The 24,633-nt window shown below is 70.0% G+C and carries 25 protein-coding genes and 1 pseudogene; 19 read left to right on the top strand and 7 right to left on the bottom strand.

What is annotated here, in order from left to right; all coding sequences use genetic code 11:
- Nucleotides 1-251: 251 nt before the first annotated feature.
- The 17 genes from E3D03_RS08090 (at nt 252) to E3D03_RS08010 (ending at nt 16,964) form a co-directional block, all read left to right on the top strand.
- The gene (locus E3D03_RS08090) at nt 252-1,466 is read left to right on the top strand and encodes a PepSY-associated TM helix domain-containing protein (RefSeq protein ID WP_263566541.1); all 1,215 of its coding nucleotides are present in this window, start codon (nt 252-254) and stop codon (nt 1,464-1,466) included.
- On the top strand, nt 1,463-2,011 hold the full coding sequence (locus E3D03_RS08085; RefSeq protein WP_263566540.1) for a thiamine pyrophosphate-binding protein: 549 nt from the start codon (nt 1,463-1,465) through the stop codon (nt 2,009-2,011). Before E3D03_RS08090 ends, E3D03_RS08085 begins: the two co-directional genes overlap by 4 nt.
- A complete protein-coding gene (locus E3D03_RS08080; RefSeq protein ID WP_263566539.1) occupies nt 2,008-2,325 on the top strand; it encodes a hypothetical protein in 318 nt (105 codons plus the stop codon). The genes E3D03_RS08085 and E3D03_RS08080 overlap by 4 nt, the downstream gene beginning before the upstream one ends.
- An 8-nt stretch (nt 2,326-2,333) precedes the next feature.
- The gene (locus E3D03_RS08075) at nt 2,334-2,873 is read left to right on the top strand and encodes a DUF6162 family protein (protein ID WP_263566538.1); all 540 of its coding nucleotides are present in this window, start codon (nt 2,334-2,336) and stop codon (nt 2,871-2,873) included.
- Nucleotides 2,870-3,808, top strand: a complete 939-nt coding sequence (locus E3D03_RS08070) for a metal ABC transporter solute-binding protein, Zn/Mn family (RefSeq protein ID WP_263566537.1) — start codon at nt 2,870-2,872, stop codon at nt 3,806-3,808. Before E3D03_RS08075 ends, E3D03_RS08070 begins: the two co-directional genes overlap by 4 nt.
- Nucleotides 3,805-4,515, top strand: coding sequence for a metal ABC transporter ATP-binding protein (locus tag E3D03_RS08065; protein WP_263566536.1), 711 nt, complete (start codon nt 3,805-3,807; stop codon nt 4,513-4,515). The genes E3D03_RS08070 and E3D03_RS08065 overlap by 4 nt, the downstream gene beginning before the upstream one ends.
- Nucleotides 4,512-5,396, top strand: coding sequence for a metal ABC transporter permease (locus tag E3D03_RS08060; protein ID WP_263566535.1), 885 nt, complete (start codon nt 4,512-4,514; stop codon nt 5,394-5,396). The genes E3D03_RS08065 and E3D03_RS08060 overlap by 4 nt, the downstream gene beginning before the upstream one ends.
- Nucleotides 5,393-6,313 (top strand): metal ABC transporter substrate-binding protein, encoded by a 921-nt coding sequence (locus E3D03_RS08055; protein WP_263566534.1) that lies wholly within the window; start codon nt 5,393-5,395, stop codon nt 6,311-6,313. The genes E3D03_RS08060 and E3D03_RS08055 overlap by 4 nt, the downstream gene beginning before the upstream one ends.
- A gap of 110 nt (nt 6,314-6,423) precedes the next feature.
- Nucleotides 6,424-8,118 (top strand): malto-oligosyltrehalose trehalohydrolase, encoded by a 1,695-nt coding sequence (gene treZ, locus E3D03_RS08050; RefSeq protein ID WP_263566533.1) that lies wholly within the window; start codon nt 6,424-6,426, stop codon nt 8,116-8,118.
- Nucleotides 8,115-10,343 carry a malto-oligosyltrehalose synthase gene (gene treY / locus E3D03_RS08045; RefSeq protein WP_263566532.1) on the top strand — a complete coding sequence of 743 codons (2,229 nt, stop codon included), beginning with the start codon at nt 8,115-8,117 and terminating at the stop codon, nt 10,341-10,343. The genes treZ and treY overlap by 4 nt, the downstream gene beginning before the upstream one ends.
- 95 nt (nt 10,344-10,438) lie before the next feature.
- On the top strand, nt 10,439-11,530 hold the full coding sequence (locus tag E3D03_RS08040; protein ID WP_263566531.1) for a sugar phosphate nucleotidyltransferase: 1,092 nt from the start codon (nt 10,439-10,441) through the stop codon (nt 11,528-11,530).
- A gap of 5 nt (nt 11,531-11,535) precedes the next feature.
- Nucleotides 11,536-13,587 carry a glycogen debranching protein GlgX gene (glgX, locus tag E3D03_RS08035; RefSeq protein WP_263566530.1) on the top strand — a complete coding sequence of 684 codons (2,052 nt, stop codon included), beginning with the start codon at nt 11,536-11,538 and terminating at the stop codon, nt 13,585-13,587.
- A 14-nt stretch (nt 13,588-13,601) separates the two neighbouring features.
- On the top strand, nt 13,602-13,853 hold the full coding sequence (locus E3D03_RS08030; RefSeq protein ID WP_263566529.1) for a DUF2934 domain-containing protein: 252 nt from the start codon (nt 13,602-13,604) through the stop codon (nt 13,851-13,853).
- Between the two features lie 157 nt (nt 13,854-14,010).
- Entirely contained in the window at nt 14,011-15,303 is a 1,293-nt protein-coding gene (locus tag E3D03_RS08025) for an erythromycin esterase family protein (RefSeq protein WP_263566528.1), read from the top strand.
- Nucleotides 15,303-15,968, top strand: a complete 666-nt coding sequence (locus E3D03_RS08020) for a phosphoribosyltransferase (protein ID WP_263566527.1) — start codon at nt 15,303-15,305, stop codon at nt 15,966-15,968. Before E3D03_RS08025 ends, E3D03_RS08020 begins: the two co-directional genes overlap by 1 nt.
- A gap of 94 nt (nt 15,969-16,062) precedes the next feature.
- Nucleotides 16,063-16,671 carry a DNA-3-methyladenine glycosylase gene (locus E3D03_RS08015; protein ID WP_263566526.1) on the top strand — a complete coding sequence of 203 codons (609 nt, stop codon included), beginning with the start codon at nt 16,063-16,065 and terminating at the stop codon, nt 16,669-16,671.
- Nucleotides 16,672-16,718: 47 nt separating this feature from the next.
- Entirely contained in the window at nt 16,719-16,964 is a 246-nt protein-coding gene (locus tag E3D03_RS08010; protein ID WP_263566525.1) for a hypothetical protein, read from the top strand.
- Between the two features lie 108 nt (nt 16,965-17,072).
- Here the strand turns inward: E3D03_RS08010 and E3D03_RS08005 are convergent, their stop codons facing one another.
- Entirely contained in the window at nt 17,073-17,198 is a 126-nt protein-coding gene (locus tag E3D03_RS08005; protein ID WP_263566524.1) for a hypothetical protein, read from the bottom strand.
- A gap of 174 nt (nt 17,199-17,372) precedes the next feature.
- On the opposite strand from E3D03_RS08005, the gene E3D03_RS08000 reads away from it, so the two are divergent.
- Both E3D03_RS08000 and E3D03_RS07995 read left to right on the top strand, forming a co-directional pair.
- Nucleotides 17,373-17,570: a hypothetical protein gene (locus tag E3D03_RS08000; RefSeq protein WP_263566523.1), complete on the top strand. Its 198-nt coding sequence runs from the start codon at nt 17,373-17,375 to the stop codon at nt 17,568-17,570.
- A gap of 33 nt (nt 17,571-17,603) precedes the next feature.
- Nucleotides 17,604-17,852: a hypothetical protein gene (locus E3D03_RS07995; RefSeq protein ID WP_263566522.1), complete on the top strand. Its 249-nt coding sequence runs from the start codon at nt 17,604-17,606 to the stop codon at nt 17,850-17,852.
- 478 nt (nt 17,853-18,330) lie between these two features.
- Here the strand turns inward: E3D03_RS07995 and E3D03_RS07990 are convergent, their stop codons facing one another.
- The 6 genes and pseudogenes from E3D03_RS07990 to E3D03_RS07970 form a co-directional block, all read right to left on the bottom strand.
- Nucleotides 18,331-19,026 (bottom strand): UdgX family uracil-DNA binding protein, encoded by a 696-nt coding sequence (locus E3D03_RS07990; protein WP_263566521.1) that lies wholly within the window; start codon nt 19,024-19,026, stop codon nt 18,331-18,333.
- Nucleotides 19,027-19,111: 85 nt separating this feature from the next.
- Complete coding sequence (locus E3D03_RS07985; protein ID WP_263566520.1) at nt 19,112-20,164, bottom strand: 2,3-butanediol dehydrogenase; 1,053 nt, start codon at nt 20,162-20,164, stop codon at nt 19,112-19,114.
- Nucleotides 20,165-20,222: 58 nt separating this feature from the next.
- Nucleotides 20,223-22,022, bottom strand: coding sequence for a flavin-containing monooxygenase (locus E3D03_RS07980; protein WP_263566519.1), 1,800 nt, complete (start codon nt 22,020-22,022; stop codon nt 20,223-20,225).
- Between the two features lie 139 nt (nt 22,023-22,161).
- Nucleotides 22,162-23,889, bottom strand: a complete 1,728-nt coding sequence (locus E3D03_RS07975; protein WP_263566518.1) for a sigma-54-dependent Fis family transcriptional regulator — start codon at nt 23,887-23,889, stop codon at nt 22,162-22,164.
- A 232-nt stretch (nt 23,890-24,121) separates the two neighbouring features.
- A pseudogene (locus E3D03_RS21390) lies at nt 24,122-24,478 on the bottom strand (proline racemase family protein); the annotation flags it as partial.
- On the bottom strand, nt 24,465-24,629 hold the full coding sequence (locus E3D03_RS07970; protein ID WP_263566517.1) for a proline racemase family protein: 165 nt from the start codon (nt 24,627-24,629) through the stop codon (nt 24,465-24,467). The gene E3D03_RS07970 and the pseudogene E3D03_RS21390, both read right to left, overlap by 14 nt.
- Nucleotides 24,630-24,633: the final 4 nt, after the last annotated feature.

The raw sequence follows: 24,633 nt of genomic DNA, 5'->3' as shown, positions 1-24,633 counted from the left end.
CTCATCCGCCGTCGGGCGATCTGAAACCTGTGGCGCAGGGTGTTGTGACCGCTGATCCGCTCTCGCCGGCGCTGGGCAGGATGCCGGCATGGGCGCCGACCGTGACCGCCTGCTCGACGCGGTCCAGATGGTTGTTGCGGAAACGCGCACCGACCACCGGCCGACACCAAAAGCGGCAGGCGGCCGAAGTCTTACTATTCCTATCGGAATTCTTTTGCGATAATGGTGCCGCGAAACAGCAGGGCTATGCCATGACAGACCGAGCGCATTCCGGGCCGGCGCCGGCCGCGACGCCGAAGAAGAAAAAGAAGGGCAGCCTGGCGCGCCTGTGGCTGCTGATCCACGGCTGGCTGGCGCTGCCGCTCTGGGCCTATGTGTTCTTCATCTGCGTGACCGGCACCATCGCCACCATCAGCCACGAGCTGATCTGGCTGACCAATGCCGATGTCCGCGCCATCCGCCCCGCGGGCGCCGAAGAGCGGCTGAGCGCCGACGCGCTGGCCGCCGCCGTGGCCGAGCAGCGCCCCGGCAGCCGCGTCAGCGCGATCTCCTGGCCGGTCGAGACCCATTTCGCCCCCACCGTCTCGGTCAACGACGCCAAGGGCGAATCCGCGACGCTCTACGTCAACCCCTATGACGGGCAGATCCAGGGCGTGGCGGGCACGATCGGCTTTCGCTATTTCATCCGCGCCCTGCACGGCTGGCTGTTCCTGCCCTGGAACGGGGGTTATTCCTGGGGCTGGTATGCGGTCAGCTTCATGGGCATCCCGATGATCGCTTCGCTGATCACCGGCATCCTGGTCTACAAGAAGTTCTGGCGCGCCTATTTCAAGCCGCGGCTGCGCATCGGCAAGGGCGCCCGCACCTTCTGGGGCGATTTCCACCGCTTGGCGGGCATCTGGTCGATCCCCTTCATCGCCATCATCGGCGTGACCGGCACCTGGTTCTTCCTCGAAGGGCTCTTGTCGGACAATGGCATCACCGTCTCGACCGCGGGGGTGCCGACGGTGCTGGAGCGCGCGCAGATTCCCGAGGCCGCCTCCCGCGCCGACCTGCCGCCCTTCAGCATGGACGCGATCATCGCCTCGGCCAGGGCGGCGCATCCGGGGCTGCGGGTGGACAACGTGAGGCTGCCCTCGGACGTCTTTACCCCGGCCAGCATCTCTGGGCGCGCGGCCTTTCCGCTGTTCTATGAAAGCGCGATGATCAACCGCTATGACAACCAGGTGGCCAAGCTGAACCGCGTCTCGGACCGCTCGGTGCTGGAGCTGGTGACCGATTCGATGTATCCGCTGCATTTCGGCGATTTCCTGGGCGTCTGGCTGAAGCTGGTCTATTTCTTCTTCGGCGTGCTCTTGTCGATGATGGTGCTGTCCGGGATGCTGATCTGGACCAGGCGCACCGCGCGCGAGACCGGGGCCTTCATCGCCGAGCGCCGCGCCGCCCGGCTGGAGCCCGCGGAATGAGCGCCGGCATCGCCCGCGGCCATGCCACCACCCGGCTGGGGCGCTGGTGGCAGGAATGGCGCTTTCACCTGAACGTGCTGCTGATCGTGGTGCCCGTCGCCGCCTTCCCGGCCTTCTATCACCTGGCCCGGCTCAGCACCGGCGAGGCGGGCCTGGGCGCGCGCGCGCCGAGCCTGGTCCAGGTCGGACCCTTCGAGCTGCGCCTGGTCGAATTCAACGACGACGCGCCGATCGACGCCGGTGTCGCGGGCATGCGCAAGGTGTTTCGCCTGGCGCTCTGCGAGGGCTGCGACGACCGCATCCGTGCCGTCCATGTCCGCATCGGCAAGCCGCGCTCGCTGCGCGCCGCCGGGGCGCTGTTCAGCGGCCCCGCGGCGCGGCAGTCGGCCGATCTCGCCGTGCCCGAAAGCGCCCGGCCGGATGACGGGCTGTGGCTGACCGTCGAGGAATGGGACGGCAGCGTCCACAAGGGCGAGCTGGCGCTGGAGGAGGCCTCGCCCGCCACCGCCGAATGGCTGCGCCGCATACAGGAGAAACGCAAATGACCCGGATCGCAATCGCCTGCGCCGCCCTGCTGGTCTCGGCCCTGCCGGCCGCGGCGCATTATCCCTTCTGCACCTGCATGGCCAAGGGCGGCGAGATCACCTGCGAGGGCGGCTTTTCCGACGGCACCAGCGCCGAGGGGGTCAAGCTGGACGTGATCTCCTATGACGAGGACGTGCTGGTGCCGACGAAATTCGACGCCGCCAGCAAGGTGCATTTCCCCAAGCCGGACGGCGCGTTCTACATCCTCTTCGACGCCGGCCCCGGCCATGTCGTCGAGGTCGACTGGCAGGACGTCGAGGGTTTGAGCCCGTGAATGCCCGCGTGATCGTCCCGCCCGCCTCGGGGCGGCGGGAAAGCCTTGCCGTGCTGGTCCTGGCGCTGCTGATCCTGGCCGGGTCGTCGCTGGTCGTCGCCCTGCATCGCGACCGCGTCTCGGTGACGGCGCTGCCGGGCTGGCAGGTCGACCTGCGCTCGGGGCTGAATGCCGCCGAACAGGGGCTGACCGCCGACCTGCTGAACGCGGCGCCGGAATTCGCCTGGCTGCCCGACAACGCCCCGGCCGCGCTGGCCGCCGAGGGGCTGCCGCCCTTCGTCGCCGACGCCACCGCCGAGGCGCGCGGCGGCCATGCCTGGCAGGAACTGGGCGCGGGCGCGCTGCGCGGCTGGCTGGGCCTGCCGGCAAGGCCCGAGGCGGCGCGGCCGATGCTGCTGCGCATGGACAAGGACAGCCCGACGGTCTGGATCGGCGAAGGCGCCGGCGTGCCTGCGGCGCTGGACGACGCCGCGCTGATCGCGGCCGGCTGGCGGCAGGTGGTGACCCGCTATGACGCCAGCGTCACGCGAAAGGATGCCCACCCGTGACCCTGACCCGACGCGGCCTTCTGGCGGCCGGCCTTGCCTTGCCTTTCGCCGCCCTGCCTTTTGCCGCGCGCGCCCGCGCGGCCGCGCCCCTGCGGATCGGGGTGACGCTGCATCCCTATTATTCCTGGGTCGCCAATATCGCCGGCGAGCAGGCCGAGGCGGTGCCGCTGGTCCCGGTCGGCTTCAACCCCCATGCCTATGAGCCGCGGGCCGAGGACATCCGCCGCATCGGCGCGCTGGACGTGGTGGTGCTGAACGGCATCGGCCATGACGATTTCGCCGGCCGCATGATCGCCGCCTCGGAACGTCCCGACGTGCCGGTGATCGAGGCGAACCGCAACGTGCCGCTGCTGCCGGCCGTCGGCGCCTTTGCCCGTGGCCTTGGCGATACCATCGACGGCAAGGTGGTGAATTCGCATACCTTCATCTCGATCGCCGGGGCGATTTCGCAGGTCCAGACCATCGCGACCGAGCTTGGCGCGCTGCATCCCGACCGGGCCGAGGTCTTTGCCGGCAACGCCCGCGCCTATAACCGCCGATTACGCAAGCTGCGCGCCGATGCGCTGGCGCAGGTGACGCAGGCGCCCTCGCCCGATTTCAGGGTCGCCACCATCCACGGCGCCTATGACTACCTGCTGCGCGAATTCGGGCTGGAGGTCAGCGCCGTGGTCGAGCCGGCGCATGGCATCGAGCCCTCGCCCTCGCAACTGGCGCGGACCATCGACAAGATCCGGGCGATGAACGTCGCGGTGATCTTCTCGGAATCGAACTTCCCCTCGGCCTATGTCGAGACCATCGAGGCCGAGACCGGCGTCGCCATGTATCCGCTGTCGCACATCATCCACGGCGCCTATACGCCCGAGAAATTCGAGGTCGAGATGGCCCAGAACCTCGCCACCGTCGTGCGCGCCATCCGCGAGGGCGGCAAGGCATGAGCGGGCCGGGCATCGCGGTCCGGGGCCTGTCGCTGAGCTTCGGCCGCACGCGGGTGCTGGAGGATGTCGCGCTGAGCGTGGCGCCGGGCAGCATCCATGCGCTGGTCGGGCCCAATGGCGGCGGCAAGTCCTCGCTGATCCGCTGCCTGCTGGGGCAGATGCCGCATCAGGGGCAGGTGGCGCTGGACTGGCCGGGGCCGGCCGGGCGCATCGCCTATGTGCCGCAGGCGCTGCAATTCGACGCCTCGCTGCCGATGACCGTGCTGGATTTCCTGGCGGCGCTGGACGGAAACCGCCCGGTCTTCCTGCGCCCCGATGCCGCGGCCCGCGCCCGGATCGAGGCGCGGCTCGGCCATGTCGGCATGGCCAGCAAGTCGGATCGCCGCATGGGCGCCCTGTCTGGGGGCGAGCGGCAGCGCGTGCTGATGGCCCAGGCGCTGGATCCGGCGCCCGACCTGCTGATCCTGGACGAGCCGATGGCCGCGCTGGACGAATCCGGGGCGGCGCTGTTTCAGACGCTGCTGGCCGACCTGCGCAGCCAGGGCGTGACCGTGCTCTGGGTCGAGCATGACCTGGCGGCGGTGCGGCGCCTGGCCGACCGCGTGACCGCGCTGAACCGCCGGGTGCTGTTCGACGGCCTGCCGCAGCACGAGCTGACGCCCGAGCGGGTGCTGGCGTTGTTTTCGCATCGGGGTGCCGCCGCATGAGCTTCGAGAATTTCCGCCAGGCCGTGCAGGCCTTGGCCGAGGCCGGCTGGCTGCCCTCGGCGCTGGGCTGGGGCTTTGCCGTCAACGCCATGCTGGCCGGGCTGGTCGTCGGGCCGATGCTGGGCGGCCTCGGCACGCTGGTGGTGATCCGCCGCCACGCCTTCTTCGCCGAGGCCGTAGGCCATGCCGCGCTGACCGGCGTCGCCATCGGCATCCTGGCCGGCGAGCCCTATACCGGCCCCTATGGCGCACTGTTCGGCTATTGCCTGCTCTTTGCCATCGGGCTGGAGTATCTGCGCGGCCGCACCGGGCTTTCCGCCGACACGCTGATCGGGGTGTTCCTGTCGATGTCGCTGGCGCTGGGGGCCTCGGTGCTGCTGATCCTGGCCGGCAGGATCAACGTGCATATCCTGGAAAACGTGCTCTTCGGCTCGATCCTGACCGTGAACGGCACCGATCTTGCGGTGCTGGCGGCGGTGGGGGCGCTGGTCATGGCGCTGACCGCCTGGCTCTACAACCGCTTCATGGCGGCCAGCTTTCACCCGGCGCTCGCGGTGGTGCGCGGCGTGCCGGTGCGGCGGCTCGACTACCTCTTCGTCATGCTGGTGACGGTGGTCACCGTCGCCTCGCTCAAGATCGTCGGCGCGGTGCTGGTGGGCGCGCTCTTGGTCATCCCGGCCGCGGCGGCGCGCACCGTGGCGCGCGGCGTCCGCGGCTTCTGGTGGATCTCGGTCGGCATCGCGACATTCGCCACGCTGGCGGGCATCCTGCTGCCGATGCAGTTCGACCTGCCGGTGCCCTCGGGCGCGGCGATCATCCTGGTGGCGGGCAGCTGCTTTCTCATCTGCGCCCTGATCCGCGCCTTGCGAGGTGACGCATGAAACGCCTTCTCCCTGCCCTGCTGCTGGCGCTGCTGGCCTTGCCCGCCGCGGCCGAGACGCTGCTGACCGCCCATCCGGCGACCGAGGCCCTGGCGCGGCGCCTGACCTTCGGCACCGCGATCGCCGTCGAGGCCGTGCAGCCCGAGAAGCTGCCCGCCTCGCGCCTGCACTCCTATCTGGCCGGGCGCGGCCGCGACCGGCTGGAGCAGGCGGCGCGGCCGGCGGATGCGGTGCTGACGCTGGGCGGCATCTGGCCGGCCGATCCGCTTTATCCCGCTGCCCGCCGCGCCAATATCCGCATCGTCGAGATCGACGCGACCCGGCCCTTGGACCAGCGCCTGCCGGGCATCGCGCGCCTGGGCGAGGGCAATGCCGATGCGCCGCTCTATGCCATGCTGGGGCTCGAGCCCATGCCGCCCGCGGGCGAGGAAACGGCGCCCTGGCTGTCGCCCACGCGGCTGGGCGAGATGGCCGAGATCGTCGCGGGCGACCTGACGCGCCTGGCGCCGGCCGAGGCCGGGCGGATCGCGCAGAACCTGCGCGGGCTGAAGCACGAGCTGTTGCAGGCCAAGGCCGCGGCGGACCAGGCCATGGCCGCGCGCGACAGCGCCGAGGCGGTGGCGCTGTCGCCGCAATTCAGCTATCTCGCCGCCGACCTGGGGCTGGAACTGCGGGCGCGCATCATCGCCGCGCCCTCGGAATGGACGCCGGAGCGGGCGACGAAGCTCGCGGACTGGATGGCGGCCGAGGGGATCGACACGGCGTTGACCGCCCGCGACCTGCCCGAACCCCTGGCCGAGGCCCTGGCGGGCAAGGGCATCGGCGTGCTGCTGCTGGACAGCGCCGCCCCCGGCGATCCGGCGCAGCTGATCGCCGGCAACATCGCCAGGCTGGCCCGGAGCGGGCAGCAGAACTGATCTCCGCGACTGCCGGAAGCGGACGAACCGCACCATCGGCATGAGCCCCCTTAGTCCCTGCGAGGGAACGCGGCCTCGCGAGCCGGCGTTGCGAAAGCAGGCATGGGGGGATGGCGATGGGCCGATGGGGCGGAGAATGGGTCGGCGACAACTGGCGCGTCAGCCTGTGGGCGCCCGGGGCGCGCGCGGTCGCGCTGGTCCTCGAAGGGCGCGACCACGCCATGACCCGGGACCCGGACGGCAGCTGGAGCGCCGCCGTCCCCGCCCGGGCCGGCGCCCGCTACATGCTGCGCGTCGATGGCGCGCTGTTCCCCGACCCCGCCAGCCGCTTGCAGGACGGCGACGTTCATGCGCCCTCGGTCGCACATCGGGCGGACTATGCCTGGCAAGCGGACTGGCCGGGCCGCGATTGGGCCGAGGCGGTGATCTATGAGCTGCATGTCGGCAGCTTCACGCCGCGGGGCACCCTGCTGGCGGCGGCGGAAAGACTGGACCAGTTGGCGGCGCTCGGCTTCACCGCCATCGAGCTGATGCCGCTGGGGCAGTTCCCGGGACAGCGCGGCTGGGGCTATGACGGCGTGCTGCCCTTTGCGCTGCACCCGGCCTATGGCACGCCGGACGACCTGCGCCGTCTGGTCGACAGGGCGCATGCGCTGGGGCTGATGGTGCTGCTGGACCTAGTGATGAACCATTTCGGCCCGGAAGGCGCCGTGCTGTACCGCATCGCGCCCGAATTCTTCGACGCTTCGCGGCAGACGCCCTGGGGCGCGGCGATCGACTTTTCCCGACCTGCCGTGCGCGACTACTGGTGCGAATGCGCCGCGCATTGGCTGGGCGCGTTCCGCCTGGACGGGCTGCGGCTGGATGCGGTGCATCAGATCACCGGGCCGGGCGCCGACGAATTCCTGGTCGAATTCGCCCGCCGCACCCGCGCCGCCTGCCCCGGCCGCCCCGTCCATCTTGTGGTCGAGGACGAACGCAACCTGCCCGACCTGCGCCGACAGGGCTATGACGCCAGCTGGAACGACGATTTCCACCACGCGGTCCATTGCCTGCTGACCGCCGAGGATCACGGCTATTACGCGAGCTTCGCCCGCGATCCGCTGGCCGACCTGGCCCATGCCCTGCGCCGCGGCCATGTCGAGGAGGGCCAGCCCCGCGCCGGCCGCGACGGCCCTCGCGGCGCGGATTGCGGCGACCTGCCGACGACGGCTTTCGTCAATGCGATCCAGACCCATGACCAGATCGGCAATCGCGCACAGGGCGAGCGCCTGCTGAGCCTGGCCGAGCCGGAGGGCGTGCGGCTGGCCTATGCCCTGCTGCTGGTCGCGCCCTATATCCCCATGGTCTTCATGGGCGAGGAACGCGGCGCGCGCGCGCCCTTCCTGTTCTTCGCCGATTACCGGGGCGACCTGGCCCAGGCGGTGCGCGACGGCCGCCGGGCCGAATTCGCCGCCGACGCGGGCTTTGCCGAGGCGCCCGATCCGCTGGACCCCGAGACGCTGCGCCGGTCGCGCCTGGACTGGGACGCCCCGGATACCGAGGGCTGGCAGGCGCTGACGCGCCGCGCGCTGCGCTTTCGCCACCGGCAGGTCGTGCCGCTGCTGAAAAGCGGCCGGCGGTCCGCCGAGGTCGAGCGCCTCGGCAGCCACGGGCTGACCGCCGCCTGGCATTTCGGCGCGGGCAGCCTGCATGTCGCGCTGAGCGCGGGCGCGCCGGCCCCCCTGCCCGCGTGGGGTGAATTCGTGCTGGGCCGGCCCGGGCGCGACCGCTTCGCGCTGACCGCGCGGGTGGAGCCGGCATGACCGCGCCGCTGCCCACCGCCTCTTATCGCATCCAGCTGCGCGGCGGCGTGGATTTCGCCGCGGTGCGGGAGCGGCTGGACTATATCGCGGACCTCGGGGTGTCGCATCTTTACCTGTCGCCGATCTTCGTCGCGGCGGCCGGCTCGACCCATGGCTACGACATCACCGATCCGACCCGGATCGACCCGGCCCTGGGCGGCCTGGACGGGTTCCGGGCGCTGGCGCGTGCGGCGCGGGCGCGGGGACTGGGCATCATCCTGGACATCGTGCCGAACCACACCGCCTTCACGCTGGAAAACCCCTGGCTGCGGGACGTGCTGCGCCATGGCGCGGCCAGCCGCCATGCCGCGGCCTTCGACATCGACTGGCAGGCCGGGCCGCTGGTCCTGCCCTTTTTGCCCGAGCCCTTCGAAAAGCTGCTGGCCGAGGGCGCTTTCTCGGTCCGGGACGGCCTGTGGCAATTCGGCGAGATGCGCCTGCCGCTGGCGCCGGGCAGCGACCCGGGCCAGGATCTGCGCGCCCTGCACGAGGCGCAGCATTGGCGGCTGGTGCATTACGAGCTGGAGCGCGACGGCATCACGCATCGGCGCTTCTTCAACGTGACCAGCCTGATCGGCATGCGGGTCGAGGATCCGGCGGTGTTCGACGCCACCCACGCCCTGATCCTGGACCTGGTGCGTCAGGGGCTGGTGCAGGGGCTGCGCGTCGATCACGTCGACGGCCTGGCCGATCCCGGCGCCTATCTGCGGCGGCTGCGCGCGGCGCTGCCCGACACGCCGGTCTGGGTCGAAAAGATTCTGGTCGGGGATGAGGCGCTGCCCGATTGGCCCTGCACCGGCACCACCGGCTACGAATCCGGGCGGCTGATCGCGCGGCTGCTGACCGACGCGGCGGGCCTCGCGCGGCTGGACCGGATCTGGCGCGACGCCACCGGCGCGACCGCGGATTTCCGCGACGTGCTGCAGCAGGCCAAGCTGGATGTGCTGGAGCACGAGCTGGCCGCCGAGCGGCGCCAGCTGCGCGACATGGCGGCGGCCGCGGCGCAAGGCTCGGCCCTGGCCGAGCCCGGCCCGGAATCGCTGCGCGAAGCCGTCACCGCCCTGTTGGTCGCGATGCCGCGCTATCGCACCTATCTGGACGATGGGGCGGAGCCGCGCAACGCCGAGATCCTGCGCACCGCTGCCGACCGGGCGGCGCAGGGCCTGCGCGGGCGCACGGTGCTGGACCTGGTCGTGTCGCTGATGCTGGAACCGCCGAACCAGGCGGGGCGCGCCCTGGCCCGGCGCTTCCAGCAGGTCTCGGGCGCGCTGCTGGCCAAGGCGCAAGAGGACACGGCCGGTTTCCGCTGGGCCCGCTATCTGGCGGCAAACGAGGTCGGGGCCGAGCCCGACGAGCCGACCATCACCGAGCCCGAGGCGAATGACGCGCTGGCGCGGGGCCGGCCCGGCGACATGGTGGCGGTCTCGACCCATGACAGCAAGCGTTCGGGCGATGCGCGCATGCGGCTCGCCGCCATCAGCCACGACCCCGAGGCGTTCCGGGCGCTTTACCAGGCGGCTTCGGCCCTGCCCGAGGCCCAGGACGTCGCGCCGGAATGGCGCTGGTATGCGCTGCAATCGGCCTTGGCGCTGTGGCAGGGCGATGCCGGTTCCGCGGCGCCCCGGCTGGCCGACCACCTGGAAAAGGCCATGCGCGAGGCCAAGCTGACCAGCTTCTGGTCCAGCCCCGACCGCGAGGCGGAACAGGCAGCGGCCGGGTTCGCCGCCGCCGTGCTGCGGCAATGGGCGGCGGACCCGCCGCCGGAACTGGCGCGGCTTCTGGTGCGCGGCGCGGCGCTGGCGCTGGCGCAGCGCGCCTTTCACATGCTGCTGCCGGGCTTTCCCGACCTCTATCGCGGCGACGAGGCACCCTTCCTGGCGCTGACCGATCCCGACAACCGCCTGCCGCTGGACTGGCAGGCGCTGGCGCGGGCCGATGACCCCAAGGCGCGCTGGACCCGCGCGCTGCTGCAACTGCGGGCAGAGCATGCCGGCTTCCTGCGCAGGGCCTCGGCCCGGATCGAGGCCTCGGCCGCGGCGATCCGGCTGCTGCGCCAGGACCAGGACCGGGTTCTGGGCGCGGAAATCCTGTATCATCAGCCGCCTGCACCGGACGCCCGCATCGTGCTGCGGCAGGCCTTCGCGGATGGCGTGCAGCTCGTGCTGTTCTGGCAAGGTAATAATTAATTGATAAGGGCTGGAACAACGGGCGGCCGGACGGGTTCCCCACCCGACAGCCCAGGGTTGCGGGCTGGCGTCCCCTTCAGCAAAGGAACTCGCCGATGTCCGACAGGTCCATTTCCCTGCCCGCCGCGACCGCAACCATCCTGCTGGCAGGCGGCAAGGGCACCCGCCTGCATGAACTGACCGCCCGGGAAAGCAAGCCCGCGGTGTTCTTTGCCGGGCGCAACCGCATCGTCGATTTCGCCATGGCGAACGTGGTCCGGTCCGGGCTGGACCGGCTGCTGGTCGCCACGCAATTCGCGCCGACCACGCTGCACCGGCATCTGCCTGGGCAATGGGGCCGGCATTTTCCGGCCGGCGGCCTGATCCTGCGCGACGGGCGCGGCTATTACGACGGCACCGCCGATGCCGTGCGCCGCAACTGGCTGCAGATCCAGGCCTGGGGCGCCGAGCAGGTGCTGGTCCTGGCCGCCGACCATATCTACGAGATGGACTATGCCGCGCTGATCGCGGCCCATCGCCGTTCCGGGGCGGCGGTGACGATCGCGGCGGATGTGGTGCCCCGCGCCCAGGCCAGCGGCTTCGGCGTCATGCAGACGGACGCGGCGGGGCGCATCCTGGACTTCCTGGAAAAGCCCGCCGCGCCGCCGCCGATGCCGGGGCAGCCGGACCAGGCGCTGGTCTCGATGGGGGTCTATGTGCTGTCGGCCGCCTGGTTGCGCGCGCGCCTGTTCGGCGATGCCGCGCGGGCCGCGGATTTCGGCCACGACCTGATCCCGATGGCGGTGGCGCGGGGCGAGGCCGGAAGCTATCGCCTGCCGCCCGCCGCCTCGGGGCAGATCTATTGGCGCGACGTGGGCACGCTCGACGCGCTGCGCCAGGCGCATCTGGACTTCCTGGCCGGTGCGCCCGCCCGCCTGCCCCATCCCGCGCCGGCGGCGGAATGGTCGCTGGGGCGCGGCAGCCTGGCGATGCCCGGCGCCCATGTCCCGGCCTCGGCCCGGCTCAGCGCCGCCATCGTCGCGCCCGGGACGCATGTCCCGCACGGGCTGGTGGTCGGCGAGGACCCCGACGAGGACGCGCGCTGGTTCCGCCGCGACGGCCAGACCGTGCTGGTCACGCCCGAGATGCTGCAACGCCGCGACGCCTGTCGCGCCCGGCTGCACCCGCTGCCCCGCAACGTGGCGTGACGAGGATGGCGATGCGCGACCTGTCCAGCCTGCGCTTCGATGCTGCCTCGGCCCGCTCCGACCTGCTGGGCGCCGAATTCCTGGGCGAGGGCACGAATTTCGCCCTGTTCTCGGACCATGCGACGCGGGTCGAGCTGTGCCTTTTCGACGACAGCGGCGAAAGCGAGATCGCGCGCCTGGACCTGCCGGAAATGGAGGGCGGCATCTGGTTCGGCTACCTGCCCGAGGTGGCGCCGGGGCAGGTCTATGGCTATCGCGTCCACGGCCCTTACGCGCCCGAACAGGGCCACCGCTTCAATCCGGCGAAGCTGCTGCTCGACCCCTACGCGCGCGAATTGCGCGGCGCGATCCAATGGGACGACGCGCTGCATGGCTATGAGGTCGGCCAGGACGACCTGAGCCTCGACCAGCGCGACAGCGCGCCCTTCATGCCCAAGGCGGTGGTGGTGGATGCGGCCTTCGACTGGGACAGCGACAAGGCGCTGCGTCATCACTGGTCCGACACCGTGCTCTACGAGGCCCATGTCAAGGGCCTGACCCGATTGCATCCGGAGGTGCCCGAGGCCGACCGCGGCACCTTCCGCGGCCTCGCCAGCGAGGCGGTGATCGGGCATCTGCAAGGGCTGGGCGTGACGACACTGGAACTGCTGCCCATCCACGCCTTTGCCAATGACCGCCACCTGGTCGAAAAGGGCCTGTCGAACTATTGGGGCTATTCGACCCTGTCCTTTTTCGCGCCGCATGCGCCCTATCTGCAATCGGGCCGCATCCGCGAGATCAAGGAGACCGTGCGCCGCCTGCATGCCGCCGGGATCGAGGTCATCCTGGACGTGGTCTATAACCACACCTGCGAAGGCAGCGAGCTGGGCCAGACCCTGTCCTTTCGCGGCATCGACAATGCCTCCTATTACCTGTTGTCGCCCGAGGATCCGCGCCACAGCTTCGACACCACCGGCACCGGGAACACGCTGAACGTGGCGCATCCGATGGTGCTGCGCATGGTGATGGACAGCCTGCGCTACTGGGTGCAGGCCATGCATGTCGACGGCTTCCGCTTCGACCTCGCCTCGACCTTGGGGCGCGAGGCCGAGGGGTTCGAGCGCGACGGCTCGTTCTTCAACGCCATCCGCCAGGACCCGGTGCTGTCGGGCGTCAAGCTGATCGCCGAGCCCTGGGACGTGGGCGACGGCGGCTATCAGGTCGGCGGCTATCGCTGGCCGTTCCGGGAATGGAACGACAAGTTCCGCGACGACAGCCGCCGCTTCTGGCGCCGCGATCCGGGGCTGCTGCCGGCGCTGGCCGAGCGGCTGTCGGGCTCGCCGGTGCAATTCGCCCACAGCCATCGCCCCGCGACCTCGAGCGTGAATTTCGTCGCGGCGCATGACGGCTTTACCCTGATGGACACCGTCAGCTTCAACGACAAGCACAACGAGGCCAATGGCGAGGACGGCCGCGATGGCCATGACAACAACCTGTCCGACAACCTGGGCGCCGAGGGCCCCAGCGACGATCCCGGCATCCTGACCGCACGGCTGCGCCGGATCCGGGCGATGCTGGCGACGATGCTGCTGGCGCAGGGCGTGCCGATGATCCTGGCCGGCGACGAGCTGGGCCATTCCCAGCAGGGCAACAACAATGCCTATTGCCAGGACAACGAGATTTCCTGGATCGACTGGGCCTCGGCGCGCGAGGACATCCGCGCCGCGGTCGCGGCCCTGGCGGCGTTTCGCCGCGAAAGCGGGCTGGCGCATAACCGCTTTCTGGCCGCCGAGGGCGATCCGCAGGCGCGCTGGCTGCATCCCCAGGGCCGCGAGATGGCCGAGGCGGACTGGCAGGACGCCGAGCTGCGCTGCATGGGCATGCAGATCACCATGGACCGGGACCGACTGCTGCTGCTGGTCAATTCCGGCGAGGATGCCGAATTCGCCCTGCCCGAGGGCGAATGGCGGCTGCGTCTCGACAGTTCGGCTGACGAGATCGCCCGTGATGACATCGTCCAGGGCAGCATCGCGTTGCCCTGGCAAAGCGTGATGGCGCTGACGCGCCAGTTAACCTGATCGGAGGAAGAACCATGGCAGACACCGAACGCATCCGCGCCCGCGCGCATGAGATCTGGGAGGCCGAGGGCCGTCCCGAAGGCCGCGAGCTGGAACACTGGAACCAGGCCGAGCAGGAAATGGCTGCCTCCGAAACCGGACCCGATCCCGAGCTCACGCCCGAGCGGGCCCAGAAGGAGATCAGCGGCGACGCCCCCGCCGGGGCCGAACCGGCCGGCGGGCCCGCCTTGCAGCAAGGCACGAACGCCCCCGGCCCGCGGGGCTGAGCAACCGCCAGGGACCGGGTCGCGCCCCATCGCGCGGTCCGGTCTTTGCCCGCGCCACTTGCAAGCCGCTTGAACGGGTCGCCCGCAGGGACTGCGCGCCTTTCGGGAACATCGGCGGGACGAAGCGGTTTCACCCTTGCAGACGAAAGGGTGCCAGATGCAGCCAGAAGCAGCCACTTCGCAGGATCTTGCGGCCGCGATCCGGGATCGCGCCGTGCCGCTTGCGGCCTTGGACGATCCCGGTTTCGGCCAAGCCTTCGACCGCTGGGCGGACCGCAGGATCATCCTGCTGGGCGAGGCCAGCCATGGAACCTCGGAATTCTATCGCGCCCGCGCGGCGATCACCGCCCATCTGATCCGCAATCACGGCTTCAGCATCGTCGCGCTCGAGGCGGACTGGCCCGACGCCGCCGCGGTGAACCGGCTGGTGCGCGGCCGCCCCATCGGCCGCGGCGAGCCGCCCTTCCAGCGCTTTCCGCAATGGATGTGGCGTAATGCGGAATTCTTCGCCTTCGTCGACTGGCTGCGCGGCTGGAACCTCGGCCATCCCGGAATGCAGGCCGGGCTCTACGGGCTCGACATGTACAGCCTCTACGGCTCGATCCGCGCGGTGCTGGATTATCTCGACCAGATCGACCCGGAAGCCGCCGCGCTGGCGCGCGAGCGCTATGCCTGCCTGGAACCCTGGGCGCAAGCGGCGCCGTCGCCGGCGGATGCCCGGCTGCGCGCCTGCGAGGAAGCCGTCATCCGCCAATGCCGCGAGCTTCTGGAGCGCAGGATGCGCTATGAGCCGCAGGATCCCGACGCCTTCCTGGACGCGGCGCAGAACGCCCGGCTGATCACCGCGGCCGAGCGTTATTATCGCCTGATGCATCACGGCGGCGCCTCGTCCTGGAACCTGCGCGACCGGCACATGTTCGAAACCCTGTGTCACCTGATGGAGCGCGACGGCGCCAAGGCGGTGGTCTGGGCGCATAATTCGCATATCGGGGACGCGCGCGAGACCACGATGGGCACCAAGCTGGGCGAGCTGAACCTGGGCCAGCTCTGCCGCGAGAAATGGGGCGACGCGGTGGCGCTGCTGGGTTTCGGCATGCATGGCGGCACGGTGGCCGCGGCCTCGGCCTGGGACGCCGAGATGGAGGTCAAGGCGCTGCGCCCGGCGCGGCCCGGCAGTTTCGAGGCCGCCTGCCACGATGCCGGACTGTCCGGCTTTCTGCTGGCGCTGGGCGACGCCGCGCCGGATCTGGCCGGCACCGAGCCGCTGCTGCAACGCTTCATCGGCGTCATCTATCGCCCCGAAAGCGAGCTGATGAGCCATTACCTCGAGACGCGGCCGGCCCGGCAATATGACGGCTGGGTCTGGTTCGACGAAACCTCGGCCGTCGATGCCGCCCCGGCCCGTGGCGCCAGGGACGGCATTCCCGAAACCTGGCCATGGGGCTTGTGATGAACATCGACCTGGTGCTTCCCAATCGCGACGCGGCGGGCCGCATGCTGGCCGACCGGCTGGAATCCTATCGCGACGGCCGCAATGTCGTGCTGGCCCTGCCGCGCGGCGGGGTTCCGGTGGGGCTTCAGATCGCGCGGCGGCTGCAGGCGCCGATGGACCTGCTGATGGTGCGCAAGATCAGCATGCCCGGCTTTCCGGAATTCGCCATCGGCGCCGTGATCGACGGGGCCGAGCCGCAGGTGCTGCTGAACGAGGCGGTGGACCCGGCCACCCTGCCCGCCGGCTATGTCGAGGCCGAGGCACAGCGCATGCTGGCGGAAATCGCCCGCCGCCGGGCGCTTTACCTTCAGGATCATCCGGCGATCCCGTTGGCCGGCAAGCGCGCCATCGTCGTGGATGACGGCATCGCCACCGGCGCCACGCTGCGGGTGGCGCTGGCCGCGCTGGCGCGGCTCGACCTGCTGGAGATCGTCGTCGCGGTTCCGGTCGCCGCGCCGGATATCGTCCGGGAATTGCGCCGCAAGGTTGCGGATGTGGTCTGCCTGATCACGCCCGACCCTTTCCGCGCGGTGGGGCTGCATTACGTGAACTTCGACCAGGTCAGCGACGCCGAGGTGACCGAGGCGCTGCGCCAGAGCCGGGAACATCCCTTTCCGGCCTGATCGCTGTGCCACGCGCGGGGAACCATTCGCAGGGCCGGCCGGTTGACCGGCTTTGCGAGCCGCGGTCCTGCCCGGCGCAACAGGAAGGGCGGACATGCCGGACGAAGCACGAAAGGCCCGCAGCGCCGAGGCCGAGCCGCAGGTCGGAAACGCCTTTTCGCGCCAGATCCACGGTCTTGGCGCCGAGGATCTGGCGCGCCGGCTGATCGGCGCGACGCTGCTGGTCCGCGGCGCGGGCGGCACGGTGATCGAGACCGAGGCCTATACCCGGGACGACCCGGCCTCGCACAGCTATCGCGGTCCGTCGGCGCGGAATGCTGCGATGTTCGGGCCGGCGGGCCATGCCTATGTCTATCGCTGCTACGGCATCCACCTGTGCCTGAACGTGGTGGCTCGACCGGGCGAGGCCGTGCTGATCCGCGCCCTGGCGCCGCACACCGGGCAGAAGCTGATGCAGGCGCGGCGGGGAAACGGGCTGCTCTGCAACGGCCCCGGCCGCCTGGCCCAGGCGCTGGGGCTCAGCCTGGCGGATGACGGCGCGCCCTTCGACGGTGGGGATCTGGCCTTGCTGCTGCCGACCGCGGCTCCGGACCTGCTGGTCGGGCCGCGCATCGGCATCAGCAAGGCCCAGGACCGGCCCTGGCGCTTCGGGCTGGCCGGCGCCGCCGGGCTCAGCCGGCCATTTCCGTCGCCGGGAACATAATCCCGCCCGGCTTGTTCCACGGGCCCAGCCATTCGAAGGAGGATCCCATGGCACAGGCAGGCAAGAAGTTCGGCGCCGGTCAGCAGGACCAGGGCAAGGGCGACGGCAGCGGCGGCATGACGCCGGAGGATACCGGCGAACTGCCCGAGAATGCGGTTCTTTCCAACCGCGACACCGCCCGCCATTCGGAGCAGCGCGGCTTGGACAGCCGTCACGTCCAGACCGAACAGCGCCAAGACCATGTGGGCAATCGGGAAACGGACCAGGCCCCGCCGCCCGAGGACGAGCCCTAGGCCGTAACATACAGTCAAGAAACAACTGGGCTTGGCGCGGGGCAAACCCGCGCCCCCTATCCGGCGCGCCCAAAGCAAGGCCGCGCGCATTTTAGCAACAGCAGTCTTTTACGAACCGGGCGGCTCGATCCATACGCCCATGGCTTGCAGGGTGATGACCGATGCCGCCGCAAGGGCGCCGCCGGCCATGAGATACGCCATCGTGGCGGAGGCGAGGATGATTTGATTTTGCATGCTCGTTTTCCTTCGCTATGCCCCTATCCGCTGTCAAACCAACGCACGAGCGAAAAGCGATCAGCGGAAAAGCGCTGCCCTGCCCGTTCAGGCGGCAAAGCCGTTCCCCTGGAACATCGCGCGGGTTCGCCGGTTATCGTGCCCTTCCCGAACAGGCATTGGAAAGGAACAGCCATGACCAGCAAGCACCCCAAGACCAGCCAGCCTTCGGATGCGGATCTGCGACACGATCCGGGCATCGGGCGCTCGAAAGGCGTCACCCGCAAGGATGCCGCGATCGGCGGCGAGAACACTTTCGAAGGCGACGTGCTGAACGACACCACCCCGCAAGGCGGCATCGACCCGCAGCAACGCGGCCGCGAGAACAAGTGAGCACCTTGCGCCAGAACAGGAAGGAGGTTGCAAATGACCGGTCAGAAGACGCGCCAGCAGCAGCGGCAGATCATCGAGAAGCGTGTGGACACCAGCAATGCCGACAAGGATTTCGATCCACGCCCCTATCTCGAGGCCGCCGAGGACCCCAACAGGCAGATCGTCGAGGGCGAAGGGCGCCCGCATGACCTGGAGGATGACGACGGCGATCCCATACCGCACGGCGAAAACCAGGAAAGCCAGCATCACAAGCGCAGCGGCAAGCCGGAGAGCGACGACTGAACGCTCATAATACGGCCTGCAGTTCGTCGCTGCCGGACGATCCGGTCGGGGCCGTTTCACGGCCGAACGCATCAATGGTGCTCGCCACGCCATCATGACCGCGCTGACCGGGCAGGTTCATGCGCCGCATCCGCAGGCGCGCAGGACGCCCGGCGCGGCTGGTCGGCGGGCGCCGATGCGATGGGCCGACCGATCCGGATGTTTCTCGCGGCGGGTCGGACCTCGGATCACATCGGCGCGCGAATGCTCTTGCAGATCCCGCAAAAGATCGCGCTGCTGGCGACAGGATGCCGACTGGTTCCGCTGCGGACTGTTCGAAATGCGGATTTCACCTGCACCCCGTCGCGGAAAGTTTCGGAACTGCCCCCCTCGCGAGTCGACCTTTGCCAGAGCGTTCGCCAGAACGAAGGCGTCGGAGCGCACCCTGTCGTCCATTGGCCCGACTGCAAGGCATCATGGTCGCGGCCTTTCAGCGCGCTCATCCCGCCATCTTCCACGCGCGGCGCAGATCGGCCATGAACGCCATCCGCTCCTTCTCGCGCGTTTCCGCGTCGCGAATGCGCAGCAGCCAGGACGGATGGACCGTGGCGACCAGGGGGGTGCCGTCCTCGATGCGGCCCGTCTTGCCGCGCAGCGACGAGATGGTGGTCGGACGGCCCAGCAATCCGCGGAGCGCGGTCGCCCCCATCGCCACCAGCACGGCCGGCGCGACCAGCTTGAGTTCTTGCCCCAGCCACCATTTGCAGCGGTCGATCTCGCCGGCATTCGGCGTGCGGTGCAGGCGGCGCTTGCCACGCGGTTCGAACTTGAAATGCTTGACGGCATTGGTGATGAAGATCTGGTCGCGCGGAATGCCGGCCTGGACCAGCGCCGCGTCGAACAGGCGGCCCGCCGGGCCGACGAAGGGACGGCCGGCCAGATCCTCCTTGTCGCCGGGCTGTTCGCCCACGACCATCATGCGCGCCTGCCGGTGACCCTCGCCGGGCACGACCTGCGTGGCATCGCGATAAAGCGGGCAGCGCGTACAGTTGGCCTCGGCCTCGGCAAGCGCGGAAAGACTCGCGGCCTCGACTTCCGCATCCGTCATTGCGGTCTCCTCTCGGTCCGGCAGGTCAACCCGGCGCGCGGCGGGATGTTCCCGCTTTCCGATCCGCTTCGGGAGAGAGGTTGCCATGGCAACGGCGTCGCAGGACCGGCCCTCGCTGGCGAACGCGGCCAGGGGCGGCTGCCGGCCGCCCCCTCCGCGCGGGCCGGTCAGATCACTCCGGCGCCTCGACCAGGATCTTTACATGGGATTTCTCGGCCACCAGCGCCTCGAAACCTTCGGCCACGATGTCGCCCAGCGCAATGCGCTTCGTCACCAGCTTCTCGGCGCTAAAATAGCCTTGCTCCATCAGCGCCATCACCGCCGGATAGACGTTGCGATAGGCGATGGTGCCCTGCAACTGCCGTTCCTTCAGCACGACGGTATTGGGGTGGAACGAGGCCTCGCCCTCCCAGATCGAGACGACCAGCACCTGGCCCTCGTGCCGGGTGGCGTCGATGCATTGCGGCAGCACGCGCGGCACGCCCGTCACCTCGAAGGCGACATGTACGCCGCCGCTGGCCGCGCGGATCGCGGCGACCGCGTCGCCGGCCGTGGGGTCGATGGCCGAGGTCGCACCCAGTTCCAGCGCCTTCTGCCGCCGCACGTCCGAGGGCTCGACGACATGGATCTGGGCCGCGCCGGCGACGCGCAGCGCCTCGACCACCAGCAATCCGATGGGACCGGCGCCAAAGACCGCAGCCGTGTCGCCGGCCCTGATCTTCGACAGGCGGACGGCGTGCAGCGCCACCGCCGCCGGTTCAACCAGGGCGCCCTGCTCCATCGACAGCCCCTCGGGGATCTTGTGCACCATGCGGGCGGGCACCACCGAATAGCCCGCGAAGCCGCCATGGCCGCCCGACAGGCCGACGAAACCCAGCTGGTCGCACAGGTTGTATTTGCCTTCGTGGCAGGCCGGGCAGGTGCCGCAGGCAAAGATCGGCTCGATGGCCACCCGGTCGCCGACGGCAAGGCCGGTGACGCCCTGTCCCACATCGGTGATGGTGCCGCAATATTCGTGGCCCATGGTGATCGGCGCCTGGTCGTGGCTCAGCGGATGGTCCTGGCCCACCGGCACGAAGATCGGGCCTGCCAGGTATTCGTGCAGGTCGCTGCCGCAGATCCCGGTCCAGGCGACCTTGACCTTGACCTCGCCCGGCTCGGCCTGGGGTTCGGGAACGTCCTCGACGCGAATGTCCCGGGCGCCGTGCCAACGTGCTGCTTTCATCTGCTTTTCTCCGGTTCTGGATGGAAAGCCCGGCCGCGATCCGGCCGGGCACGGGGCGTCAGGACAGGTGATGCACCTCTTGCAGGCCATAGACGGGGGTGTCCAAACCCTCCAGCCGCGCCTTCAGCTGCAGCGCCAGATACAGCGAATAATGCCGCGACTGGTGCAGGTTGCCGCCGTGGAACCACAGGTTCGGCGCTTGCGTCGGCTTCCACATGTTGCGCTGCTCGCCCTCCCAGGGCCCCGGGTCCTTGGTGGTGGCCGAGCCGAGGCCCCAGACCTTGCCCACCTTGTCGGCGACCTCCTGGCTGATCAGGTCGGCCGCCCAGCCGTTCATCGAGCCGAAGCCGGTGGCCAGCACCACCAGGTCGGCCGGCAGCCGGGAGCCGTCGGTCAGCACCACGGCGTCCGCCTCGAAGTGATCGACCTGGCCCGAAACCAGCTTGATCTCGCCGTCGATGATCAGTTGGCTCGCGCCCACGTCGATGTAATAGCCCGAGCCCCGGCGCAGGTATTTCATGAACAGGCCCGAGCCGTCGTCGCCCCAGTCGAGCTGGAAGCCGGCCTTTTCCAGCCCGGCATAGAATTCGGCGTCCCGCTCGCGCATCTTGTCGTAAAGCGGGATCTGGAATTCGTGCATGATCTTGTAGGGCAGCGAGGCGAAGATCATGTCGGCCTTTTCGGTCGTCACCCCGTTCGCCACCGCCTCCTCGGAATAAAGCGCGCCGAGGCCAATCTCCATCAGGCTGTCCGAGCGCACGATATGGGTCGAGGAACGCTGGACCATGGTCACGTCGGCGTCCGCCTCCCACAGCGCCGCGCAGATGTCATGGGCCGAATTGTTCGAGCCGATGACCACCACCTTCTTGCCCGCCCATTCGTCCGGGCCCTTGTGCTGCGAGGAATGCTGGATCGTGCCCTTGAAGCTCTCCATGCCCGGGAATTTCGGCATGTTCGGCTTGCCCGACATGCCGGTCGCCAGCACCAGCTGCGTCGGGCGCAGCGTGACCTTCTCGCCGTCGCGGTCCACCTCGACGGTCCAGGTGCCCGAGGCCTCGTCGAAGGCGGCGCGCTCGACGGTCGAGCGGGTCCAGTAGTTCAGCTCCATGACCTTGGTATACATTTCCAGCCAGTCGCCCACCTTGTCCTTGGGCGTGAACACCGGCCAGTTGTCGGGGAACTTGATATAGGGCAGGTGGTCGTACCAGATCGGGTCGTGCAGGCACAAAGACTTGTAGCGGCTGCGCCACTGGTCGCCGGGGCGGTCGTGCTTGTCCAGGATGATGGTCGGCACGCCCAACTGCCGCAGCCGCGCGCCCAGCGCGATGCCGCCCTGGCCGCCGCCGACGATCACCGTATAGGGCTGGGTATCGTAGCCCAGCGAGGCCGCCTCGGTCTCGCGGCGTTCCTTCCAGGTGGTGCGGTTCTTCTTCGCGCCGTGCTCGGCGCCCATCGGGCGGCGCTTGCCGCGGTTTTCCTCGAAACCCTTCAGCTCTTGCAGGGCGGTGAGCAGGGTCCAGATCCGGTCCTCCTTCAGCCGGATCAGGCCCCAGCCGCGCCCGGCGGCGGTCTCGAAGGTGATCCAGGCGGTGATGACGCCGCACTCCTCGGCGGGGATCTCTCCGGACTGGAGTTGGAAATTGCCGGGGCGGGTCCGGGCCAGCTGCCGGTTCAGCATGTCGGCGACGCCGGCCGGCCCCTCGACGGTCTTCAGGTTCCAGCTGACGGCCACCAGGTCGCGCCAATAGCTGTCGGTGGCAAAAAGCCCGGCGGCGGCAGCCACGTCGTTCTGGTCCAGCGCGGTATTGAGCTGGTCCAGCACCGCCTGCGTGCGGCTCGTGACGGTAGAATCGAGCATCGCGTCTCCTCCTCTGCGCGTTGTTCGAGGGGGAGTATCGCGGCGTTTTGCCGCAGCGATCCATCACGCGATGCCGCGCGCGGCCGGAAAAACGAGTGCTGCGGTGCAGCGTGTTGCGGGCGCAACGGCGCGCAACGGCTCAGGCCGGGGGCTGCAACCCGGCATTGCGCAGCCGGCGCAGCACGGTCGAGCGGTTCACCCCCAGCCGGCGCGCGGCGCGAGCCATGTTCCAGCCGCAGGCCTCCATGACCTGCTCCAGCGTCTCGCCGGAATCGTCCGCAGCCGCGGCGCGGTCGACCGGCGCGGGCAAGTCCGGCAGGTCGATGACGCGCCCCTCGCAGAGCGCGATGGCGACGTCCAGCACCTGCTCCAGCTCGCGCAGGTTGCCGGGCCAGGGCCGCCCGAGCAGCGCCGCGCGGGCCGAGGGCGACAGCCGCACATCCTCGGAAGTGCGCCGGCGCAGGATGCGATCCAAGAGCCAGCCGATGTCCTGGCGCTGGCGCAGCGGCGGCAGTTCCAGCACCGCGCCGGCGAGGCGATGGAACAGCGGGCGCGGCAGGTCCAGCGCGCCGGGCGCCGCGCAGCTGGTCGAAATGGCGCGCAAGCCGCTGCGCCCGTCCAGCAGCGCGGTCAGCACCGGCACCGTCGCGGGCGGCAGATCCTCGACCCGGCGCAGCAGCAGGGTGGCGCCGGCGGGCAGTTCCGCGCAGGCCTGGCGCAGCGCCTCGGCCGTCAGCCCGGCACAGTCCAGCGCCAGGAAGCCGCCGGCGGCGCTGGCCATGTGGATGGCATGGGCCAGCTTGGTCTTGCCGGTCCCCGTCTCGCCCGCGATCAGCAGCGGCACCGCGGTCGGCGCCAGCCGCGCGGCCTGGGTCAACAATTGCGTCATCGCCGGATCGCCGCCCGACAGCCCGGCCAGCGGCCCGCCGCGCCGGTCGCCGCGCAGCACGGTGCGCGGCGCCTGCGGCGCGATGGCATGGCCGAACAGCGCGCCGCCGTCGCGCATCTCGACGATGCGCTCCTCGGTCGGGCGGTCGCGCATCAGGTCGGGCAGGTCGTCGATGGTCAGGCCCAGCACCTCGTCGATGCGCCGGCCGATGACCGCGCCGTCGGGGAACAGCCGCCGCGCCCCGCGCGTATAGCCCAGCACCCGGCCGGAATCGTCCAGTCGCACCGCCGCCTCGGGGTCCACGTCCAGGAATTCGGGGCTGTCGGACAGGCGCAACACCCAGTCGCGGCGGCTTTCGGCCATCAGATTCGCCATCTCGACCCGCCTTGCGGCATTGGTCACCAAGCTCATGGCCAGGTTCTGGCTGCGCTTCGGCGTGGGCGAGCGCAGAAGCGAGATGTCGAGCACCGCCGCCAGTTCCCCCAGGCTGTCGAAGATCGGCGCCGCCGTGCAGCTGAGCGTGACATGGGCATTGCCGAAATGGTCGTCCTGGTGGACGGTCACCGGCTCGCGGGTGACGATGCAGGCGCCGACGCCGCAGGTGCCGGCCAGATCCTCGGACCAGTTCGAGCCGAGATAGAGCCCGGCCCCGCGCAGGTCGTCCACGAACAGGTCGTCGCCGAAGAAATCGACGCAGACGCCCTTGGCATCGGTCAGCAGCAGCACGTAGTTCTGCCCGGCGACCTGCCGGAACAGGCTTTGCAGGCTGGAACGCGCCGCGCCGATCATCCATTCCGCCTGCTGGCGGTGGTCGCGCAGTTCGCTTTGCGTGACGATATGGGCCGGGTCGCGGCGCATCGGGTCCATGCCATAGACCTCGACGCAGCGTCGCCACGAAGCCGAGACGAAGCCGTCCCGCCCGGTCTGGGAGCCGCCCAGCACCCGCTCGATCTCCTCGACATGCTGCCGATCGCTCACGCCGCCCTCCTCCTGCGCGGTGCAGGTTAGCACAGGGCCGGCGCGGCACAGAACAGACTTTCATCGCGGACGCGGGTTCGGCTCCGGGAGGCTGGCGGCGTGTCGTCCCTTGCTGGTGACAGGGCCGACACCCGGCGGCGCCCAGCCGCCGAAGTCGTCTGCCCTGCGGCGGCTGGCCGTGCGGCGCCTTGCGCCCAGGTGTCGCCCGCGGTGAAGCCCTCGGGACCGGATCGCCGTGATCCAGGACCAGCGGGTCCAGCTCATAGAACCAGCTGACGCCGGTGATTTCCGGCACCACGGCTGGCCAGTCGGCCAGCATCGTCTTATCGACCAGCCGGCCGGTATGGATATTGCCCAGGATGCTCTGGTGGCGGCAGGGGCGATCCAGTGGCAGCTCGCCCGTCGCCATGGTCACGGCGTTCTTCCCATCCGCCGCCGAGGCCTCCCTCGTCCCGACAGTTGCGAGATGGTGATGCCGACCCCGGAGTAATCGGGATGCGCGGCCGGCAGCTGCTCGATCGCGGCCTGGCGGATCGGCGCCGAGACGCGGGCGATCTCGCGGCCGTGCTCGGGCTTCAGGCGATGGCATGGACCATGCCGCCCCAGCCGACATAGACCCGGATCCGGACCCGATGCGGCACCTCGATCGCGGCATCCAGATGCGCGGCAAAGGCCGGCCCGTTGCGGAAGGCCACGGCCTTGCCCTTGCCATGCACGCATTCCGCCCGCACACGGATCAACCCG

The sequence above is a fragment of the Paracoccus sp. DMF genome, assembly GCF_004407025.1.
Classification (GTDB): domain Bacteria; phylum Pseudomonadota; class Alphaproteobacteria; order Rhodobacterales; family Rhodobacteraceae; genus Paracoccus; species Paracoccus aminovorans_B.
Note: the sequence above shows the minus strand (reverse complement) of the source record. Positions and strands in the feature narration are given on the sequence as shown.

Excerpts from the sequence above, each read along its gene's own strand:
- treY (WP_263566532.1), top strand. The coding sequence starts at position 8,115 with ATGACCGCGCCGCTGCCCACCGCCTCTTATCGCATCCAGCTGCGCGGC.
- E3D03_RS08020 (WP_263566527.1), top strand. The coding sequence starts at position 15,303 with ATGAACATCGACCTGGTGCTTCCCAATCGCGACGCGGCGGGCCGCATG.
- E3D03_RS08005 (WP_263566524.1), bottom strand. The coding sequence starts at position 17,198 with ATGCAAAATCAAATCATCCTCGCCTCCGCCACGATGGCGTATCTCATG.
- E3D03_RS08030 (WP_263566529.1), top strand. The coding sequence starts at position 13,602 with ATGGCAGACACCGAACGCATCCGCGCCCGCGCGCATGAGATCTGGGAG.
- E3D03_RS08065 (WP_263566536.1), top strand. The coding sequence starts at position 3,805 with ATGAGCGGGCCGGGCATCGCGGTCCGGGGCCTGTCGCTGAGCTTCGGC.
- E3D03_RS08090 (WP_263566541.1), top strand. The coding sequence starts at position 252 with ATGACAGACCGAGCGCATTCCGGGCCGGCGCCGGCCGCGACGCCGAAG.
- E3D03_RS07995 (WP_263566522.1), top strand. The coding sequence starts at position 17,604 with ATGACCGGTCAGAAGACGCGCCAGCAGCAGCGGCAGATCATCGAGAAG.
- E3D03_RS08015 (WP_263566526.1), top strand. The coding sequence starts at position 16,063 with ATGCCGGACGAAGCACGAAAGGCCCGCAGCGCCGAGGCCGAGCCGCAG.
- E3D03_RS08060 (WP_263566535.1), top strand. The coding sequence starts at position 4,512 with ATGAGCTTCGAGAATTTCCGCCAGGCCGTGCAGGCCTTGGCCGAGGCC.
- treZ (WP_263566533.1), top strand. The coding sequence starts at position 6,424 with ATGGCGATGGGCCGATGGGGCGGAGAATGGGTCGGCGACAACTGGCGC.
- E3D03_RS08085 (WP_263566540.1), top strand. The coding sequence starts at position 1,463 with ATGAGCGCCGGCATCGCCCGCGGCCATGCCACCACCCGGCTGGGGCGC.
- E3D03_RS08025 (WP_263566528.1), top strand. The coding sequence starts at position 14,011 with ATGCAGCCAGAAGCAGCCACTTCGCAGGATCTTGCGGCCGCGATCCGG.
- E3D03_RS08040 (WP_263566531.1), top strand. The coding sequence starts at position 10,439 with ATGTCCGACAGGTCCATTTCCCTGCCCGCCGCGACCGCAACCATCCTG.
- E3D03_RS08080 (WP_263566539.1), top strand. The coding sequence starts at position 2,008 with ATGACCCGGATCGCAATCGCCTGCGCCGCCCTGCTGGTCTCGGCCCTG.
- glgX (WP_263566530.1), top strand. The coding sequence starts at position 11,536 with ATGGCGATGCGCGACCTGTCCAGCCTGCGCTTCGATGCTGCCTCGGCC.
- E3D03_RS07990 (WP_263566521.1), bottom strand. The coding sequence starts at position 19,026 with ATGGCAACCTCTCTCCCGAAGCGGATCGGAAAGCGGGAACATCCCGCC.
- E3D03_RS07980 (WP_263566519.1), bottom strand. The coding sequence starts at position 22,022 with ATGCTCGATTCTACCGTCACGAGCCGCACGCAGGCGGTGCTGGACCAG.
- E3D03_RS08010 (WP_263566525.1), top strand. The coding sequence starts at position 16,719 with ATGGCACAGGCAGGCAAGAAGTTCGGCGCCGGTCAGCAGGACCAGGGC.
- E3D03_RS08055 (WP_263566534.1), top strand. The coding sequence starts at position 5,393 with ATGAAACGCCTTCTCCCTGCCCTGCTGCTGGCGCTGCTGGCCTTGCCC.
- E3D03_RS07985 (WP_263566520.1), bottom strand. The coding sequence starts at position 20,164 with ATGAAAGCAGCACGTTGGCACGGCGCCCGGGACATTCGCGTCGAGGAC.
- E3D03_RS08000 (WP_263566523.1), top strand. The coding sequence starts at position 17,373 with ATGACCAGCAAGCACCCCAAGACCAGCCAGCCTTCGGATGCGGATCTG.